The organism is Aeromonas sp. L_1B5_3, from assembly GCF_963866575.1.
GTDB classification, from domain to species: Bacteria; Pseudomonadota; Gammaproteobacteria; order Enterobacterales; family Aeromonadaceae; genus Aeromonas; species Aeromonas jandaei.
Genome location: NZ_CAWMDN010000095.1, coordinates 59,662 through 73,690, shown reverse-complemented (window position 1 = coordinate 73,690; position 14,029 = coordinate 59,662). Strand labels below are relative to the sequence as shown.

Sequence of the window (14,029 nt, the reverse complement as noted above, 5' to 3'; positions counted from 1 at the left end):
CAATTAAGTTGTGCCGAGTGCATAAGTGAATATCGACAGGGGATGGAGAGGGGAGATAGAGGTAAAAAGAGAGGCCGACATGAGTGTCGGCCTCTCTTGTTTTTCAGGTCAACGGGGAGCGGTTATCCGATCACTCCTCTTCAGCCCAGCGGCGTGAACGCTCGACCGCTTTCTTCCAACCGCTGTAGCGTTTGGCACGGTCGTCGCGGTCCATCTGCGGGATGAACTCACGGTCCACGCTGAACTTGTCTTCCAGCTCGTCCGAGCTTTTCCAGAAGCCGACGGCCAGACCTGCCAGGAAGGCGGCACCCATGGCGGTGGTCTCGATACGGGTCGGGCGCACCACCGGGGTGTGCATCATGTCGGACTGGAACTGCATCAGGAAGTCGTTGGCCACAGCGCCGCCGTCTACTTTCAGGGCTGCCAGCTTGATGCCGGAGTCCTGCTGCATCGCATCCAGCACATCGCGGCTCTGATAGGCGATGGATTCCAGCGCGGCACGGATGATGTGGTTGCGGTTGGCGCCGCGGGTCAGGCCGACCATAGTGCCGCGAGCATACGGATCCCAGTAGGGAGCTCCCAGACCGACGAAGGCCGGTACCAGATAGACGCCATTGGTATCGCCAACCTTGGAAGCGAAATAGTCGGTGTCGCGGGCATCGTGAATGATCTTGAGCTCATCACGCAGCCACTGGATGGTAGCGCCGCCCATAAACACCGCACCTTCCAGCGCGTAGTTCACTTCCCCTTTCGGGCCGATGGCGACCGTGGTCAGCAGGCCATTACTGGAGCGAACCGGCTCGGTACCTGTGTTCATCAGCATGAAGCAGCCGGTGCCGTAGGTGTTCTTGGCCATCCCTTTTTCGAAGCAGAGCTGACCGAACAGGGCAGACTGCTGGTCACCGGCGATACCGGCGATGGGGATGCGGGAGCCGCCGCCACGGGTGGTGTAGCCATACACCTCGGAAGAGGGTTTCACTTCCGGCAGCATGGACATGGGGATGCCCAGCTCGTCCAGCATGCGCTGATCCCACTTCAGGTCGCGGATGTTGTAGAGCATTGTACGGGAGGCGTTGGTCGGGTCGGTGACGTGCACTTCACCGTTGGTCATCTTCCATACCAGCCAGGTGTCAATGGTGCCGAACAGCAGCTCGCCGTTCATCGCCTTCTCGCGGGCACCTTCCACGTTGTCGAGGATCCACTTCACCTTGGTACCGGAGAAGTAGGCATCCAGCACCAGACCGGTGTTTTCACGTACGTACTCTTCCAGACCGCGTGCTTTCAGCTCTTCACAGATGGCTGCGGTGCGGCGGCACTGCCAGACGATGGCGTTGTAGATGGGTTTGCCGGTGGCCTTTTCCCACACGACAGTGGTTTCACGCTGGTTGGTGATACCGATGGCGGCGATCTCTTCGCTGCGAAGGCCGGTCTTGGCCAGCACTTCGGTGAAGACGGAGGATTGGGTTGCCCAGATCTCCATCGGGTCGTGCTCTACCCAGCCCGCTTTCGGGTAGTGCTGGGTGAATTCGCGCTGGGAGGTGCCAACGATATTGGCATCCTGATCAAAGACGATGGCGCGGGAAGAGGTAGTACCCTGGTCCAGAGCGACGACATATTTCTTTTCAGCAGACATGATGTTCTCCACGTTTTTATTTTCCACGTTTTTACACGTTGGGGAGGGGCGCTCTTAGGCGGCGGCCTCTTCTTTGGCGGTTTGGGCAGCTTGCTCGGTGGCGGCAACACGGTTGCCAGGTACACAGGGAGCCAGCACTTTGACATAGAGGGCAGTACCAATCTGGGCACCGACGATAGGGCCAAGGATGGGTACCCAGAAGTAGGGGTTATCACGGCCACCGGTCATGGCCACATCACCCCAGCCAGCCAGGAATGCGAACAGTTTGGGGCCAAAATCACGAGCCGGGTTCATGGCAAAACCGGTTAACGGGCCGAGGGAGGCACCGATCACGGCGATCAGAATACCGATCAGCAGGGCGGCGGCAAAGCCTTTGGGAGCGCCGTTGTTGTTGTCACCCAGCGCCATGATGCCCAGCATCAGCACGGCGGTGATCACCAGCTCGACGGTGAAGGCCTGCAGGTTGGAGATGGCGCCATTGGGATAGGTAGAGAAGATCCCGGCGGTGCCGAGGCTCTCGATGCTGCCGCGCACCACGTTGTGGGTCACTTCCCACTGGGTGAACAGGTTGCTATAGAGGAAGTAGACCAGCGCGGCGAAGCAGAAGGCGCCGGCGATCTGGGCGATGATGTAGGGCACCACTTTGCGCTTGTCAAAACCGGCGAAGGTCATCAACGCCAGGGTGACGGCCGGGTTGAGGTGGGCACCCGAAATACCGCCGGTCACATAGATGGCGATGGCAACGCCCAGACCCCAGGTAATGGAAATTTCCCACTGCCCGAAGTTGGCTCCCGCCAGCACCAGTGCGGCGACACATCCGACGCCGAAGAAGATCAGCAGGCCGGTTCCGATAAACTCGGCGATGCACTCGCCAAGCAGGGTATTGGGTCTTTGTATGCTCATAAGTATTCCTTAGGTATCCACCCGTAGAGGTTTGATGTTCCGTTTTATCTTTATTGTGGCTATCCATTGCGACCGAAAACGTTTCCTTGTTCTTTATTCTTCTTGCGCAAACGTTATGTTCGTTTTCGCTCGTTCTCGGACGTGAGAGAAAATAAACCTTCCCATAAATTTCACCATCCCCCCGCCATGGGAAATGTGGACAAGATCCCACTCATTGCTAAGAAAATGTGACGTAAAGCAATATGTAATCTCCATAATACCCCCTATGAGGTAGTCGCTAACCCTTGCTGTACAAGGGATGACGCTTGATGAGCGTTTTCTCATTTGGAGCTTTTTTTTGTAATAAAACTGCAATATTTGAGCATGCATCACAGAACTTATGAGCGCATATGAGCACAATGGGCTCGCTTACGAATCAATGGACTCACCTGATTCGTCTGACTGTTCAAGGGCACCCTCAACAGCCCATAACAACAATAAGGAAGCAGAACATGCTTAGTCTCTTCAGGCCTGCGGCGCACATCGACAGGCTCCCGGCCGACAAGGTCGACCCCTTCTACAAACGCATGCGTTGGCAAGTGTTCTTCGGGATCTTCTTCGGTTACGCCGGCTACTATCTGGTGCGGAAAAACTTCAGTCTGGCCATGCCCTACCTGGTCGAGCAGGGTTTTTCCCGCGGAGATCTCGGCTTTGCCCTCTCCGGGGTGTCCATCGCCTATGGTCTCTCCAAGTTCCTGATGGGGAACGTCTCTGACCGCTCCAACGCCCGTTACTTCCTCTCTGCCGGCCTGCTGCTGTCAGCTGCGCTGATGTTCATGATGGGTACCATGCACTGGGCTACCTCCAGCATCGGCATCATGTTCGTGCTCTTGTTCCTGAACGGCTGGGCACAGGGTATGGGCTGGCCGCCCTGCGGTCGCACCATGGTGCACTGGTGGTCGCAGAAAGAGCGGGGCGAAGTGGTCTCGGTCTGGAACGTGGCCCACAACGTGGGTGGCGGCATGATTGGTCCGCTGTTTATTCTGGGGATGGGCTGGTTCAACGACTGGCGCAGTGCCTTCTATGTCCCTGCAGCCGCTGCGGCGGCCATCGCGGTGATCGCCTTCTTCGTGATGCGCGATACCCCGCAATCGGTCGGCCTGCCTCCTATCGAAGAGTACAAGAACGATTTTCCCAAGGATTATAACGAGAGCCACGAGCAGGAGTTTTCCGCCAAGGAGATCTTCGTCAAGTACGTGCTGCACAACAAACTGCTGTGGTACATCGCCATTGCCAACGCCTTCGTTTACCTCATTCGTTACGGTGTACTGGACTGGGCGCCGACCTACCTGAAAGAGGCCAAGGATTTCAGCGTCGACAAATCCTCCTGGGCTTACTTCCTCTATGAGTGGGCCGGTATTCCGGGCACCCTGCTGTGCGGCTGGATCTCTGACAAGATGTTCCAGGGCCGCCGTGCGCCGGCCGGTATCCTGTTCATGGTGCTGGTAACCCTGTTCGTGCTGGTTTACTGGCTTAACCCGGCTGGCAACCCGACCGTCGACATGCTGGCACTGGTGGCCATCGGCTTCCTCATCTACGGCCCTGTCATGCTGATCGGTCTCTATGCGCTGGAGCTGGCACCGAAGAAGGCGGCCGGTACTGCAGCTGGTTTCACCGGTCTGTTTGGTTATCTGGGTGGTGCTGTGGCTGCCAACGCCATGCTGGGTTACACCGTTGACCACTTCGGCTGGGACGGCGGCTTCATGGTGCTGACCGTATCCTGCGTGCTCTCCATCATCCTGCTGGCGATGACTCTTAAGCACGAGAACCTTGCCGTGGCAGCCAGAGCCGAGGCTCATAAGGCATAAAACGTGATCCTCAGCTTATTGATCCCCAAGGGGATCGGGTAAACTGCCAAAAGGCCCCGCACCTGCCGGGGCCTTTTTTCGTCTCATCATCGGAGTGCAAGCGTGAAGCAAACCCAACGACATCTGGAGATCCTGGACGTCCTGACGCGGCAGGGATTTGTCTCGACCGACGATCTGGTGACCCATTTTGATGTCAGTCCCCAGACCATTCGCCGGGATCTGAACGATCTCGCCGAGCAGAACAAGATCCGGCGCCATCATGGCGGTGCCTCCCTGCATTCGAGTACCGTCAATACCGCCTACAGCGCCCGTAAAGTGATGCAGCTCAAGGAGAAAGAGCGTATCGCCCGCGAGGTCGCTGCCAATATTCCCGATGGCTCCTCCCTCTTTATCGATATCGGCACCACTACCGAAGCCATTGCCCGCGCCCTGCTCGATCACCGCGAGCTGCGCATTGTCACCAACAACCTTAACGTGGCCAGCATTCTGACGGCCAAGGATGACTTCACCGTCATCATCGCCGGTGGCGAGATCCGCAACCGGGATGGCGGCATCGTGGGGGAGGCAACCCGCGACTTTATCGGTCAGTTTCGCATGGACTATGGCGTCATCGGCATTTCGGGTATCGACAACGACGGCTCCCTGCTCGATTTCGACTATCACGAGGTGAAGATTGCCCAGGCCATCATCGCCCACTCCCGCCAGGTCTTTCTGGCCGCTGACCACACCAAGTTTGGTCGCAACGCCATGGTCAACCTCGGCAACATCAATCAGGTTCACGCGCTCTTTACCGATCAGGAGCCGCCCGAGAAGTTGACGAGGTTGATGGCCCAGCATCAGGTCGCCTGCCATATCTGCTGATATAGCGCCTGTGTTGTGGAGTTCAGGTCGCCCTGTCGGGCGGCCTCCCTTTCGTTATTATCCCCTTTTGGGGTATTGCCTTCCTGATCTTCCTCCCTTTGTTTTTTGAACGTCATTGCCATGGTATTGGCAACACCTCCTTTCATTGCCCAACGCGAAGTGCCAAGCCTGTTTGGCTGCACATTGTGATCACACTTTTACAACTAAATGTTCGTTTGATGTTTTTTTATGTTCTAAAATGAGCGAAATCAAACATTGCTGTTATAGCAATCATAAAAATGAAAGTAGGTGAACATGAGCGAACATTATGATCTGGTCGTCGTTGGTGGCGGCATCAACGGGGTAGGCATTGCAGCTGATGCGGCAGGACGGGGTTTGAAAGTAGCCCTGTTCGAGGCGCAGGATCTTGCCTCAGCCACCTCTTCCAACTCCAGCAAGCTGATCCACGGTGGTCTGCGCTATCTCGAACATTACGAATTCCGGCTGGTGAAAGAGGCGCTGGCGGAGCGGGAGGTGCTGCTCGGCATGGCGCCCCATATCGCCCGCCCGATGCGCTTTCGCTTGCCGCACCGCCCGCATCTGCGTCCGGCCTGGATGATCCGCGCCGGCCTCTTCCTTTATGACAATCTGGCCAAGCGCGACAAGCTCAAGGGCAGCTGTGGCGTGCGCTTCCTGCCGCAAGATGGCCTCACTTCCGGTATCAACAAGGGGTTCGAGTATTCAGACGCCTGGGTCGACGACGCCCGGCTGGTGGTGCTCAATGCCATGATGGCGCGCGACAAGGGGGCCGACGTGCAAACCCGCACCCGCTGCGTCAAGGCGGAGCGCGGCTCAAAGCACTGGACCCTGACGCTGGAGCGGGAAGGGGGCGAGCAGTTCAGCGTCACCTGCCGCGGTCTGGTCAATGCGGCCGGCCCCTGGGTCAAGACCTTCTATGACGAGAGCCTGCACGAGAAATCCCCGCGCGGCATTCGCCTTATTAAAGGCAGCCACATGATAGTGCCGCGCATCCATGAGCGCGAAGAGGCCTACATCCTGCAAAACGAGGACAACCGCATCGTCTTCGTTATCCCTTATCAGCAGGACTACTCCCTCATCGGCACTACGGATGTGGAGCACAAGGGCAGTCCGCGCGAGGCGAAGATCAGCGACGCCGAGATCAACTACCTGTGCAAGGTGGTCAACGCCCACTTCACCCGCCAGATCGCCCCCAAAGATGTGATCTGGACTTACGCCGGGGTGCGTCCGCTGTGCGATGATGAATCCGACTCGCCGCAGGCGGTGACCCGCGACTACACCCTCGAACTGTCTGGCGAATCCGACGGTGCGCCGCTGCTCTCGGTATTTGGTGGCAAGCTCACCACCTATCGCAAGCTGGCGCAGGCTGCCTGCAACAAGCTCAAACCCTGGTTCAGCCAGATGGGGGATGACTGGACCGCCAGCAGTCGGCTGCCCGGTGGCGAGTTCGACTGTTCGGTCCGCGAGCTGGCACGCGCCTTTGCGCTGGAGTTTGATTGGCTCGATGATCGCAGCGCTCTGCGCATCGCCGAAGCCTATGGCGCCCATGCCCGGCTCTGGCTCAAGGAGCCCCGTGGCCAGCACTTTGGTGCCGGACTATACGAATCTGAGGTTCGCTACCTTATCGAGCGGGAGTGGGCCTGTACTCAGGAGGATATCCTCTGGCGTCGCAGCAAGCTGGGGCTGCGCCTGTCCGATTCCGAGCAACAGCAACTAGGTGAGTGGCTGGTACACCATCACCACGGCCTGCGCAAAGCAAGCTGAATCCTCTGAAGGGCGGCCCTGCGTCGCCCTTTCTATAACTGCAATAAACCTCTGATATAACAACTACCTACACACAATAATAAAGAGTGTCACATATGAAAAAACTCACCGTTTCCCTCATTGCGCTAAGCCTTGGGGCATCCCTCTCATTACCTGTTCTGGCCGCCGATGAAGGCAAGATAGTGATTGCTCACCGGGGCGCCTCCGGCTACCTGCCCGAGCACACCCTGGAGTCCAAGGCATTGGCCTACGGCATGGGAGCTGACTATCTGGAGCAGGATCTGGTGATGACCAAGGATGACCAGCTGGTGGTGATGCACGATCACTTCCTCGACGGCATCACCGACGTGGCCGAGCGCTTCCCCGGCCGGGCCCGCCCGGATGGTCGCTACTATGTGGTGGATTTCACCCTGGATGAAGTGCGCTCCCTGCGCATGACCGAGCCGTTCCAGCTAGTGGACGGCAAGCAGGTGCCGGTCTATCCGGCGCGCTTCCCGTTGTGGAAGTCCAGCTTCAAGATCCACACCTTCCAGGAAGAGATCGAGATGATCCAGGGGCTCAACAAGAGCACCGGCAAGAACATCGGTATCTACCCGGAGATAAAAGCGCCCTGGCTGTTCCGCCACGAGGGCAAGGACATCTCCAAGGCGGTACTCAAGGTATTGAAGCAGTACGGCTACACCAGCAAGGATGACAAGGTCTATCTGCAGTGTTTCGATACCAACGAGCTCAAGCGCATCAACAGCGAGTTGATGCCAGCCATGGGCATGGATCTCAAACTGGTACAGCTGATGGCCGAGACCGACTGGAACGAGACCATGGTCTATGACGCCAAGGGCAAGGCAACCCCCTACAGCTATGACTGGATGTTCAAGCCGGGCGCCATGAAGGAGATCGCCAGCTACGCCGAGGGGATCGGCCCGTGGAAGCCGATGATAGTGCCGGAGCCGGGTACCCTGGGCAAACCGACCTTCACCGGCATGGTAAAAGAGGCCCACGCGGCCGGCCTCAAGGTGCATCCTTACACCTTCCGTCAGGATGAGGGACAGATCCCGGCCTACGCCAAGGACTTCACCGATCTCCTTAACATCTTCCTCTATCAGGCGGATGTGGACGGGGTGTTCAGCGACTTCCCCGACAAGGCGGTTGCCGTTATCCAAGCCCATGAAGGGACACGGAAATAGTTGGCAAAGTGCCATTTGAATTCAGAGCGGGGCCAGATGGCCTCGCTTTTTATTTAGCGAGAGCAGCAAGGGAGTGTGCGCGGTGTCAGAAAATAGCCAAATCACGTCATCGTGTGCCGGATCTGCATCATTTTACGTACTTTTTACGTTGCAGAGCGCTGGCATGAAATCGGCAGAGCGGTTAGTCTAGCGGCGTTGAACCAACCCCAAGAGGTACAGATGAAAACCGTATTGCGTTTTAGCCTGCTGGGCGCCTTGTTGCTGGGTGGCCATGCCTTCGCCGCCGAGCCGAAAAAATTTGATATCAGCATGTTCCCAGCCGCTGACGTGAATCAGGAACGTGTGGTGATCCGCCTGCCTGAAGTCGAGAACGAAGCCGACATGATGGTCGAGCTGCAGGTCGGCAAGAAGATGATGGTTGACTGCAACGTGCCGCGTTTTGCGGGCAACCTGGAACAGCACAGCGTCAAGGGCTGGGGCTACAACTATCTGCAACTGGGTCAGGTCTCCGACCCCATCAGCACCCTGATGGCTTGCCCGGATGGTCAGAAGAAAGAGACCTTCGTCCAGATCTATGGTCAGGGTTTCTTCGTGAACTACAACTCCAAGCTGCCGTTCGTGATCTATGTGCCGCAGGAGTACGAAGTACGCTACCGTTTGTGGCGTGCCGACAACCTGGCACAGCCGGCCATGATCGAGTAACGATCTTTGCACCAAAAGTTCAGCTGGTTCACCTGACGAAACAAATAAAGCGCCGTATGGCGCTTTATTTTTTGCCCAATTTATCTGAAAACAGCCCGGCAATGTTTACGAAATTTTACATAAGCCTGTTATTTATCAACGATTTTTGTGTGCTTACCCGCAAAATTGGTCCTGTCTGACGGATAATGCAGCTTCGATGAAAGATATTTATTAACATAGTAAGAAAATTGATTTTGCACTCGGCGATGGCCTGATGATACTTGCCCGCAAAGGTCAAACTAACCAGAAAAAAGAGCATTATGAGCTTCGAATCAGACAAGCGTTTCAACGACTTCAAACATTTTCCCCGTGGCCTGCGTCGCAGTGGCGAATTCACTGTGGCCGAAGCGGATAGTCTGGAAAAATACGGCACCGCCATGCTGTCACTCTATCAGGGCACCCTTGCCCCCCGTGACGATGTAGAGGCTGCCTTCATCGAGCAGGTTAAATCCGGTGCTGCCGGTGCCAACCCCCACGCCAAGGTATGGTTCAAGTACCTCAAGGTGATCGGGCCCAAGCGTGTTCACCGTCTCTGCACCGTCGTTGGCGGCGCCAGCGAGGAGAGCAGCGGTGGCGGCAGCTTTGATGTCGGCGGTGGCAGCGGCGGTGGCAGTGACGAGTCCATCGATTAATGGATACCGAGCTGCTTCGGACCTTTATCGAGGTGAGCAAGACCCGGCACTTTGGCCGGGCTGCTGAAAATCTCTATCTGACCCAGTCGGCGGTGAGTTTCAGGATCCGCCAGCTTGAACAGCAACTCGGTGTCAGTCTGTTTGCCCGTCATCGCAACAACATCCGTTTGACAGCCTCCGGTGAGCGTCTGCTGCCCTATGCAGACGCCATCCTCCATACCCTCGGTCGTGCCAAACAGGATGTGGCGCTCTCGCCCGGTTTCAGCCAGCAGCTGGCTATCGGTGCTCCCGCCGTCTTCTGGGAGCTCGATTTCAATGACTGGCTCAACCACATCTATGCACTGGCGCCCGGCTTGGCAGTGCGGCTGGAAACGGCTTCCCGCGAGCATCTCTGCCGTCAGTTGCTGGAACGCTCTCTCGATCTGGCTCTACTCTCCGAGCCGACCAAGATCGACGAGATTGCCCTGCATCCCATCGGGGAGCTGGTGTTCGAGCTGGTGAGCCGGGATCCGGCGGCCAATGCCGACAATCTGATGCAGATGCCCCACATCCATCTCGACTGGGGTACCAGCTTCGAGCCGCAGCCGAGCCGGTTGCAGAGCCTGCAAAAGACCCCGGTGCTGCACTCCAGCTCTGCCAGCATGGCGCTGCAATTCGTGCTGGCCAACGGCGGTGCAGCCTATCTGCCGCGGCGCATGGTCAGCCCCTTCCTCGAGAAAGGGGCGTTGCATCTGGTAGAAGGGGGGCAGCCGCTAAGCCGTCCGCTCTATCTCGCCTATCTGGAGAAATCAGATCGCCGCGAACTGATCGATCAGCTGCTGACGCTGCCGCTCGGTTGGCACGATGCCGAACTGCGGCTCGCCGCCGAATAGCTTCTGCTTTATCTTCCGTTACAGCCCACCTTCCGGTGGGCTGTCTATTTCTGGCGCAAAGGCGGGGGAGAGGTCACGTAATTGACGCAGAAGGGTTGGCGTCATCTGCCGGTAATTGTACCTTTTCAGGCTCTTTGTCTGTCAGCCAGTTACAGGGATGCGATTTACAGGGATGAAGTGCACATGATCGACTTTAGTCACCCCGAATGGCGGGCGTTGGCGCAACAGCTGCTCGAGTGTTCGCCAGCGGTGATCCGGGGCCGGCAATGGCAACCGCTGATTGGTCTGCTCAAAGATAACCAGCTGCTGCTTGCCCACGGCAACCACAGCTATGAATTGACCCCGGCCGGGCGCCGCTATCTGACTCGCGAGCTGATGCTGGCGGAGATCGCCACGGCGCCGCCTGCGCCGGAGGAGTGGCTGCACGGTCAGGGGTGGCAGCTGGGGGAGCTGGTCAATGAACGGGTGCTCGCCGCGCTCTATCGCAAGAGCGAGGTGAACTTCACCCCCAACGAACAGATCGACTTCGAAGACAAGGGGATCCGGCTCTGCGCCGATCAGTTGTTGCGCCTGCGCGCAGCCCAGCCGTTCAGCCTCTTTTTCAGCGGTGGCACCCTGCTCGATGCCGCTCCCTGGCTGCAGGTCCTCGGTGAGATAGCGCTCCCCGAGCGTACCCTGGCCAGCCTTGGCAAGATCCTGTGGGGGGAGGGGGAGCTGTTGCAGGTGATCACCACCGACAGCGTCGGTGCCTTTGCCGAGCTACAACTGCCTGCCGGTACTCTGCTGGTGTGCGCGCCCGCGACTGCCCAGCTGGCGCTGCAGCAGGTGATCGCTGCCCTGCCGCCCAATGTGCAGTGGAGCCACCTGACCTCGCTCGATCCCGCCGGGGTCGACAGGGTGGTGGCGCTGGCCCAGCGCTTGAGCCGTCCGCCGAGCTGGTGGCTGCCCAAAGTGCTTGCTCCTATCATCACCACCTACGCTACTACGCTCGGGGAAGCTCGCCGCTGGGAACCGAGCCGGATCCCCAAATCCTTGTTGGCAATTTGTAACGGTTTGGTTGAGTCCAATGGTGCATTGTCGGCCGAGGTGTGCGCCCTTGCACCCGAGTGGCATGCCGTTGGTTGAAATCCCCGCCAGAGCGGGCCAAAAAGCGGTTTTCCCCCACTGAACGCGATGATATAAAGAGTTGACGAAGCGCTCGCCGGATGAGCGCTTTTGTTTACCACGCCGCTTTGCCACCCAATGAACTCAACGGAATACAGGGAATACCATGTTTGAAAAGGTTGTTGCCGCCCCAGCGGATCCGATCCTGGGCCTGACCGAAGCCTTCCGCGCTGACTCTCGCAGCCACAAAATCAATCTGGGAGTCGGGATCTACAAGGATGAGACCGGTGCCACCCCCATTCTTCACTGCGTCAAGCAAGCCGAGCAGAAGCTTCTGACCGACGAGAAGACCAAGAATTACCTCGGTATTGAAGGCAATATCGAATATGGCCGCATCGTGCAGCAGCTGCTGTTCGGGCAGAACTCCGCGCTGGTCGCCAGCGGCCGCGCCAAGACCGCCCAAGCGCCGGGCGGTACCGGTGCCCTGCGTATCGCTGCCGAATTTGTGGTACGCAACGGGCTGGCCAAGACCATCTGGATCTCCGATCCCACCTGGGCCAACCACGTCAGCGTGTTCCAGGCTGCCGGTCTGACCGTCAAGTGGTACAAGTACTACGACGCCACCACCAAGGGGCTCGACTTTGCTGCCATGCAGGCCTCGCTGGCTGAAGTGCAGGCTGGCGATCTGGTGCTGCTGCACGGCTGCTGCCACAACCCGACCGGTATCGACCCCACTAGCGATCAGTGGCGCGCACTGGCCAAGCAGAGTGCTGCTGCCGGCTGGTTGCCGCTGTTTGACTTCGCCTATCAGGGCTTTGCCCGTGGTATCGAAGAGGATGCCGAAGGTCTGCGCATCTTCGCCGAGTGCCACGACGAGCTGCTGGTGGCGAGCTCCTTCTCCAAGAACTTTGGCCTCTATAACGAACGGGTCGGCGCCTTCACCCTGGTCAGTGCGACCAAGGAGATCGCCGATGTGGCTTTTACCCAGGTCAAGACCGTCATTCGTGCCAACTACTCCAACCCGCCGTCACACGGCGCCGCCGTCGTCACTGCCGTGGTGAGCGATCCGGCTCTCTATGCCGAGTGGGTGGAAGAGGTTGCGGCCATGCGGGTGCGTATTCGCGAAATGCGCGAGCTGCTGGTGGAGAAACTGGCTGCGCGCGGCGTGAACCAGGATTTCAGCTTTATCCGCGAGCAGAACGGCATGTTCTCCTTCTCCGGTCTCTCCAAGGATCAGGTGGAGCGCCTCAAGAGCGAGTTTGCTATCTATATCGTCGGCTCCGGTCGGATCAGCGTGGCCGGTATTACCCGTGCCAACATAGATCCGCTTTGCGATGCTATCGCCAAGGTGCTGTAACACCAGCCGTTAACCGCAATACTGAAAAAGCCCGTCACACCAGTGACGGGCTTTTTTGATCCAGCCGGGTGAGCTGCTCAGCGAGCGCTTTGCAACCAGCGGCGCAGCTGAAGCACCAGCAAGGTGAGGGCGCCACCCAGCAGTGCGGTGAGCACCGCCAGCAGCATGCTGCCGAGCAGGAAGGGGGGAACAAGAGTTGCCGCTTCCTGCTCCAGCCAGTGGAGCGTCCAGGTGAGATGGAAGGGCTCCGGCGTCTTGTGCAGCACCAGACAGCCGGTGCGATAGGCATAGAGGTACATGAAGGGGAGGGTGAGCGGGTTGTTGAACCAGACCGCCAGCAGCGCCAGCGGCAGGTTGAGGCTGAACGCCAGCGCCAGCCCGACCGCGATGAGCGAATGCATCGGGATGGGGAACCAGCAGGCGAAGATGCCGGCCGCCACGGCGCCGCTCAGGGCGCGAGTGCCCCCTTGCCAGAGGGCGGGAGCGAGCAGTCGCTCACCAAACAGGGCAAACCACTTCTGCTTGCGCAGGGTATCGGGATCGATTTTGAAACGGGAGAACCAGCGACTCAGCATGGGCGTGCCACCTTGCGTTTTTGCCACTGACGCACCGTGCTGATGCGCCAGAAGGTGCGGATCACGGCGTAACCGATGAGCGAGCTCAGCAGGGCCAGCACCAGCGAGCCCAGCAGGAGCGGCGGCGCGACGGTTTCAAATACCGATACCAGCCAGGCCCAGGTGAACTGGATGTCGACATGTTGCGAGGTTTGCCCCAGCAACTGGCAACCGACCAGATAGGCGCCATAGAACATGGGGGGAATGGTCAGTGGATTGGAGAGCCAGACCAGCGCCACTGCGAGGGGCAGATTGACCCGGCAGGCGATGGCGAGCCCGGCGGCCAGCAACATCTGGCAGGGGAGCGGCACCCAGGCCATGAACAAGCCTACGGCGAAGGCGCCCGCAGCCGAGCGCCGGTTGAGATGCCAGAGATTGGCATCGAGCAGCAGGCGACCAAAAAGGCGCAAGTGCTTGTGTTCTTTCAGGGTTTGCGGGTCGGGCATCCAGCGTTTGATGAGTCGTTTGGGCATATTGAAACCTTGCTAAATACTTGCAC

The 14,029-nt window shown here is 58.5% G+C and carries 13 protein-coding genes; 9 read left to right on the top strand and 4 right to left on the bottom strand.

Annotation, left to right across the window (positions count from 1 at the left end; translation table 11 throughout):
• Positions 1–130: 130 nt before the first annotated feature.
• Together glpK and AACR93_RS05950 are read right to left on the bottom strand one after the other, a co-directional pair.
• Positions 131–1,633: a glycerol kinase GlpK gene (gene glpK, locus AACR93_RS05955; protein ID WP_033112913.1), complete on the bottom strand. Its 1,503-nt coding sequence runs from the start codon at positions 1,631–1,633 to the stop codon at positions 131–133.
• Positions 1,634–1,687: 54 nt separating this feature from the next.
• Positions 1,688–2,536 carry an MIP/aquaporin family protein gene (locus AACR93_RS05950; RefSeq protein WP_043849455.1) on the bottom strand — a complete coding sequence of 283 codons (849 nt, stop codon included), beginning with the start codon at positions 2,534–2,536 and terminating at the stop codon, positions 1,688–1,690.
• Positions 2,537–3,027: 491 nt separating this feature from the next.
• Between AACR93_RS05950 and glpT the strand changes: the two genes are divergently transcribed.
• The 9 genes from glpT (at position 3,028) to AACR93_RS05905 (ending at position 12,916) form a co-directional block, all read left to right on the top strand.
• Complete coding sequence (gene glpT, locus AACR93_RS05945) at positions 3,028–4,383, top strand: glycerol-3-phosphate transporter (RefSeq protein WP_033112911.1); 1,356 nt, start codon at positions 3,028–3,030, stop codon at positions 4,381–4,383.
• Positions 4,384–4,485: 102 nt separating this feature from the next.
• Positions 4,486–5,244, top strand: a complete 759-nt coding sequence (locus AACR93_RS05940) for a DeoR/GlpR family transcriptional regulator (RefSeq protein ID WP_033112910.1) — start codon at positions 4,486–4,488, stop codon at positions 5,242–5,244.
• Positions 5,245–5,538: 294 nt separating this feature from the next.
• Positions 5,539–7,026 (top strand): glycerol-3-phosphate dehydrogenase, encoded by a 1,488-nt coding sequence (gene glpD / locus AACR93_RS05935; protein WP_043849454.1) that lies wholly within the window; start codon positions 5,539–5,541, stop codon positions 7,024–7,026.
• A 95-nt stretch (positions 7,027–7,121) separates the two neighbouring features.
• The gene (gene glpQ, locus AACR93_RS05930; RefSeq protein WP_043849453.1) at positions 7,122–8,210 is read left to right on the top strand and encodes a glycerophosphodiester phosphodiesterase; all 1,089 of its coding nucleotides are present in this window, start codon (positions 7,122–7,124) and stop codon (positions 8,208–8,210) included.
• A gap of 219 nt (positions 8,211–8,429) precedes the next feature.
• Positions 8,430–8,912, top strand: a complete 483-nt coding sequence (gene eco / locus AACR93_RS05925; RefSeq protein ID WP_033112907.1) for a serine protease inhibitor ecotin — start codon at positions 8,430–8,432, stop codon at positions 8,910–8,912.
• A gap of 299 nt (positions 8,913–9,211) precedes the next feature.
• Positions 9,212–9,583 (top strand): DUF413 domain-containing protein, encoded by a 372-nt coding sequence (gene maoP, locus AACR93_RS05920; protein ID WP_033112906.1) that lies wholly within the window; start codon positions 9,212–9,214, stop codon positions 9,581–9,583.
• Positions 9,583–10,455, top strand: coding sequence for an HTH-type transcriptional regulator HdfR (hdfR, locus tag AACR93_RS05915; RefSeq protein ID WP_041208513.1), 873 nt, complete (start codon positions 9,583–9,585; stop codon positions 10,453–10,455). The genes maoP and hdfR overlap by 1 nt, the downstream gene beginning before the upstream one ends.
• 183 nt (positions 10,456–10,638) lie before the next feature.
• Positions 10,639–11,580 (top strand): hypothetical protein, encoded by a 942-nt coding sequence (locus tag AACR93_RS05910; RefSeq protein WP_043849452.1) that lies wholly within the window; start codon positions 10,639–10,641, stop codon positions 11,578–11,580.
• A 145-nt stretch (positions 11,581–11,725) separates the two neighbouring features.
• Positions 11,726–12,916, top strand: a complete 1,191-nt coding sequence (locus AACR93_RS05905) for an amino acid aminotransferase (RefSeq protein ID WP_043849451.1) — start codon at positions 11,726–11,728, stop codon at positions 12,914–12,916.
• A 77-nt stretch (positions 12,917–12,993) separates the two neighbouring features.
• Here the strand turns inward: AACR93_RS05905 and AACR93_RS05900 are convergent, their stop codons facing one another.
• On the bottom strand, positions 12,994–13,491 hold the full coding sequence (locus AACR93_RS05900; RefSeq protein WP_043849450.1) for a DUF2062 domain-containing protein: 498 nt from the start codon (positions 13,489–13,491) through the stop codon (positions 12,994–12,996).
• Positions 13,485–14,003: a DUF2062 domain-containing protein gene (locus tag AACR93_RS05895; protein ID WP_042031164.1), complete on the bottom strand. Its 519-nt coding sequence runs from the start codon at positions 14,001–14,003 to the stop codon at positions 13,485–13,487. The genes AACR93_RS05900 and AACR93_RS05895 overlap by 7 nt, the downstream gene beginning before the upstream one ends.
• Between the last annotated feature and the right edge of the window lie 26 nt (positions 14,004–14,029).

What these genes read in the sequence shown, in the direction of transcription:
- AACR93_RS05905 (WP_043849451.1), top strand. Translation starts at nt 11,726, where the DNA reads ATGTTTGAAAAGGTTGTTGCCGCCCCAGCGGATCCGATCCTGGGCCTG.
- AACR93_RS05900 (WP_043849450.1), bottom strand. Translation starts at nt 13,491, where the DNA reads ATGCTGAGTCGCTGGTTCTCCCGTTTCAAAATCGATCCCGATACCCTG.
- AACR93_RS05950 (WP_043849455.1), bottom strand. Translation starts at nt 2,536, where the DNA reads ATGAGCATACAAAGACCCAATACCCTGCTTGGCGAGTGCATCGCCGAG.
- maoP (WP_033112906.1), top strand. Translation starts at nt 9,212, where the DNA reads ATGAGCTTCGAATCAGACAAGCGTTTCAACGACTTCAAACATTTTCCC.
- glpD (WP_043849454.1), top strand. Translation starts at nt 5,539, where the DNA reads ATGAGCGAACATTATGATCTGGTCGTCGTTGGTGGCGGCATCAACGGG.
- glpK (WP_033112913.1), bottom strand. Translation starts at nt 1,633, where the DNA reads ATGTCTGCTGAAAAGAAATATGTCGTCGCTCTGGACCAGGGTACTACC.
- eco (WP_033112907.1), top strand. Translation starts at nt 8,430, where the DNA reads ATGAAAACCGTATTGCGTTTTAGCCTGCTGGGCGCCTTGTTGCTGGGT.
- AACR93_RS05895 (WP_042031164.1), bottom strand. Translation starts at nt 14,003, where the DNA reads ATGCCCAAACGACTCATCAAACGCTGGATGCCCGACCCGCAAACCCTG.
- hdfR (WP_041208513.1), top strand. Translation starts at nt 9,583, where the DNA reads ATGGATACCGAGCTGCTTCGGACCTTTATCGAGGTGAGCAAGACCCGG.
- AACR93_RS05910 (WP_043849452.1), top strand. Translation starts at nt 10,639, where the DNA reads ATGATCGACTTTAGTCACCCCGAATGGCGGGCGTTGGCGCAACAGCTG.
- glpT (WP_033112911.1), top strand. Translation starts at nt 3,028, where the DNA reads ATGCTTAGTCTCTTCAGGCCTGCGGCGCACATCGACAGGCTCCCGGCC.
- glpQ (WP_043849453.1), top strand. Translation starts at nt 7,122, where the DNA reads ATGAAAAAACTCACCGTTTCCCTCATTGCGCTAAGCCTTGGGGCATCC.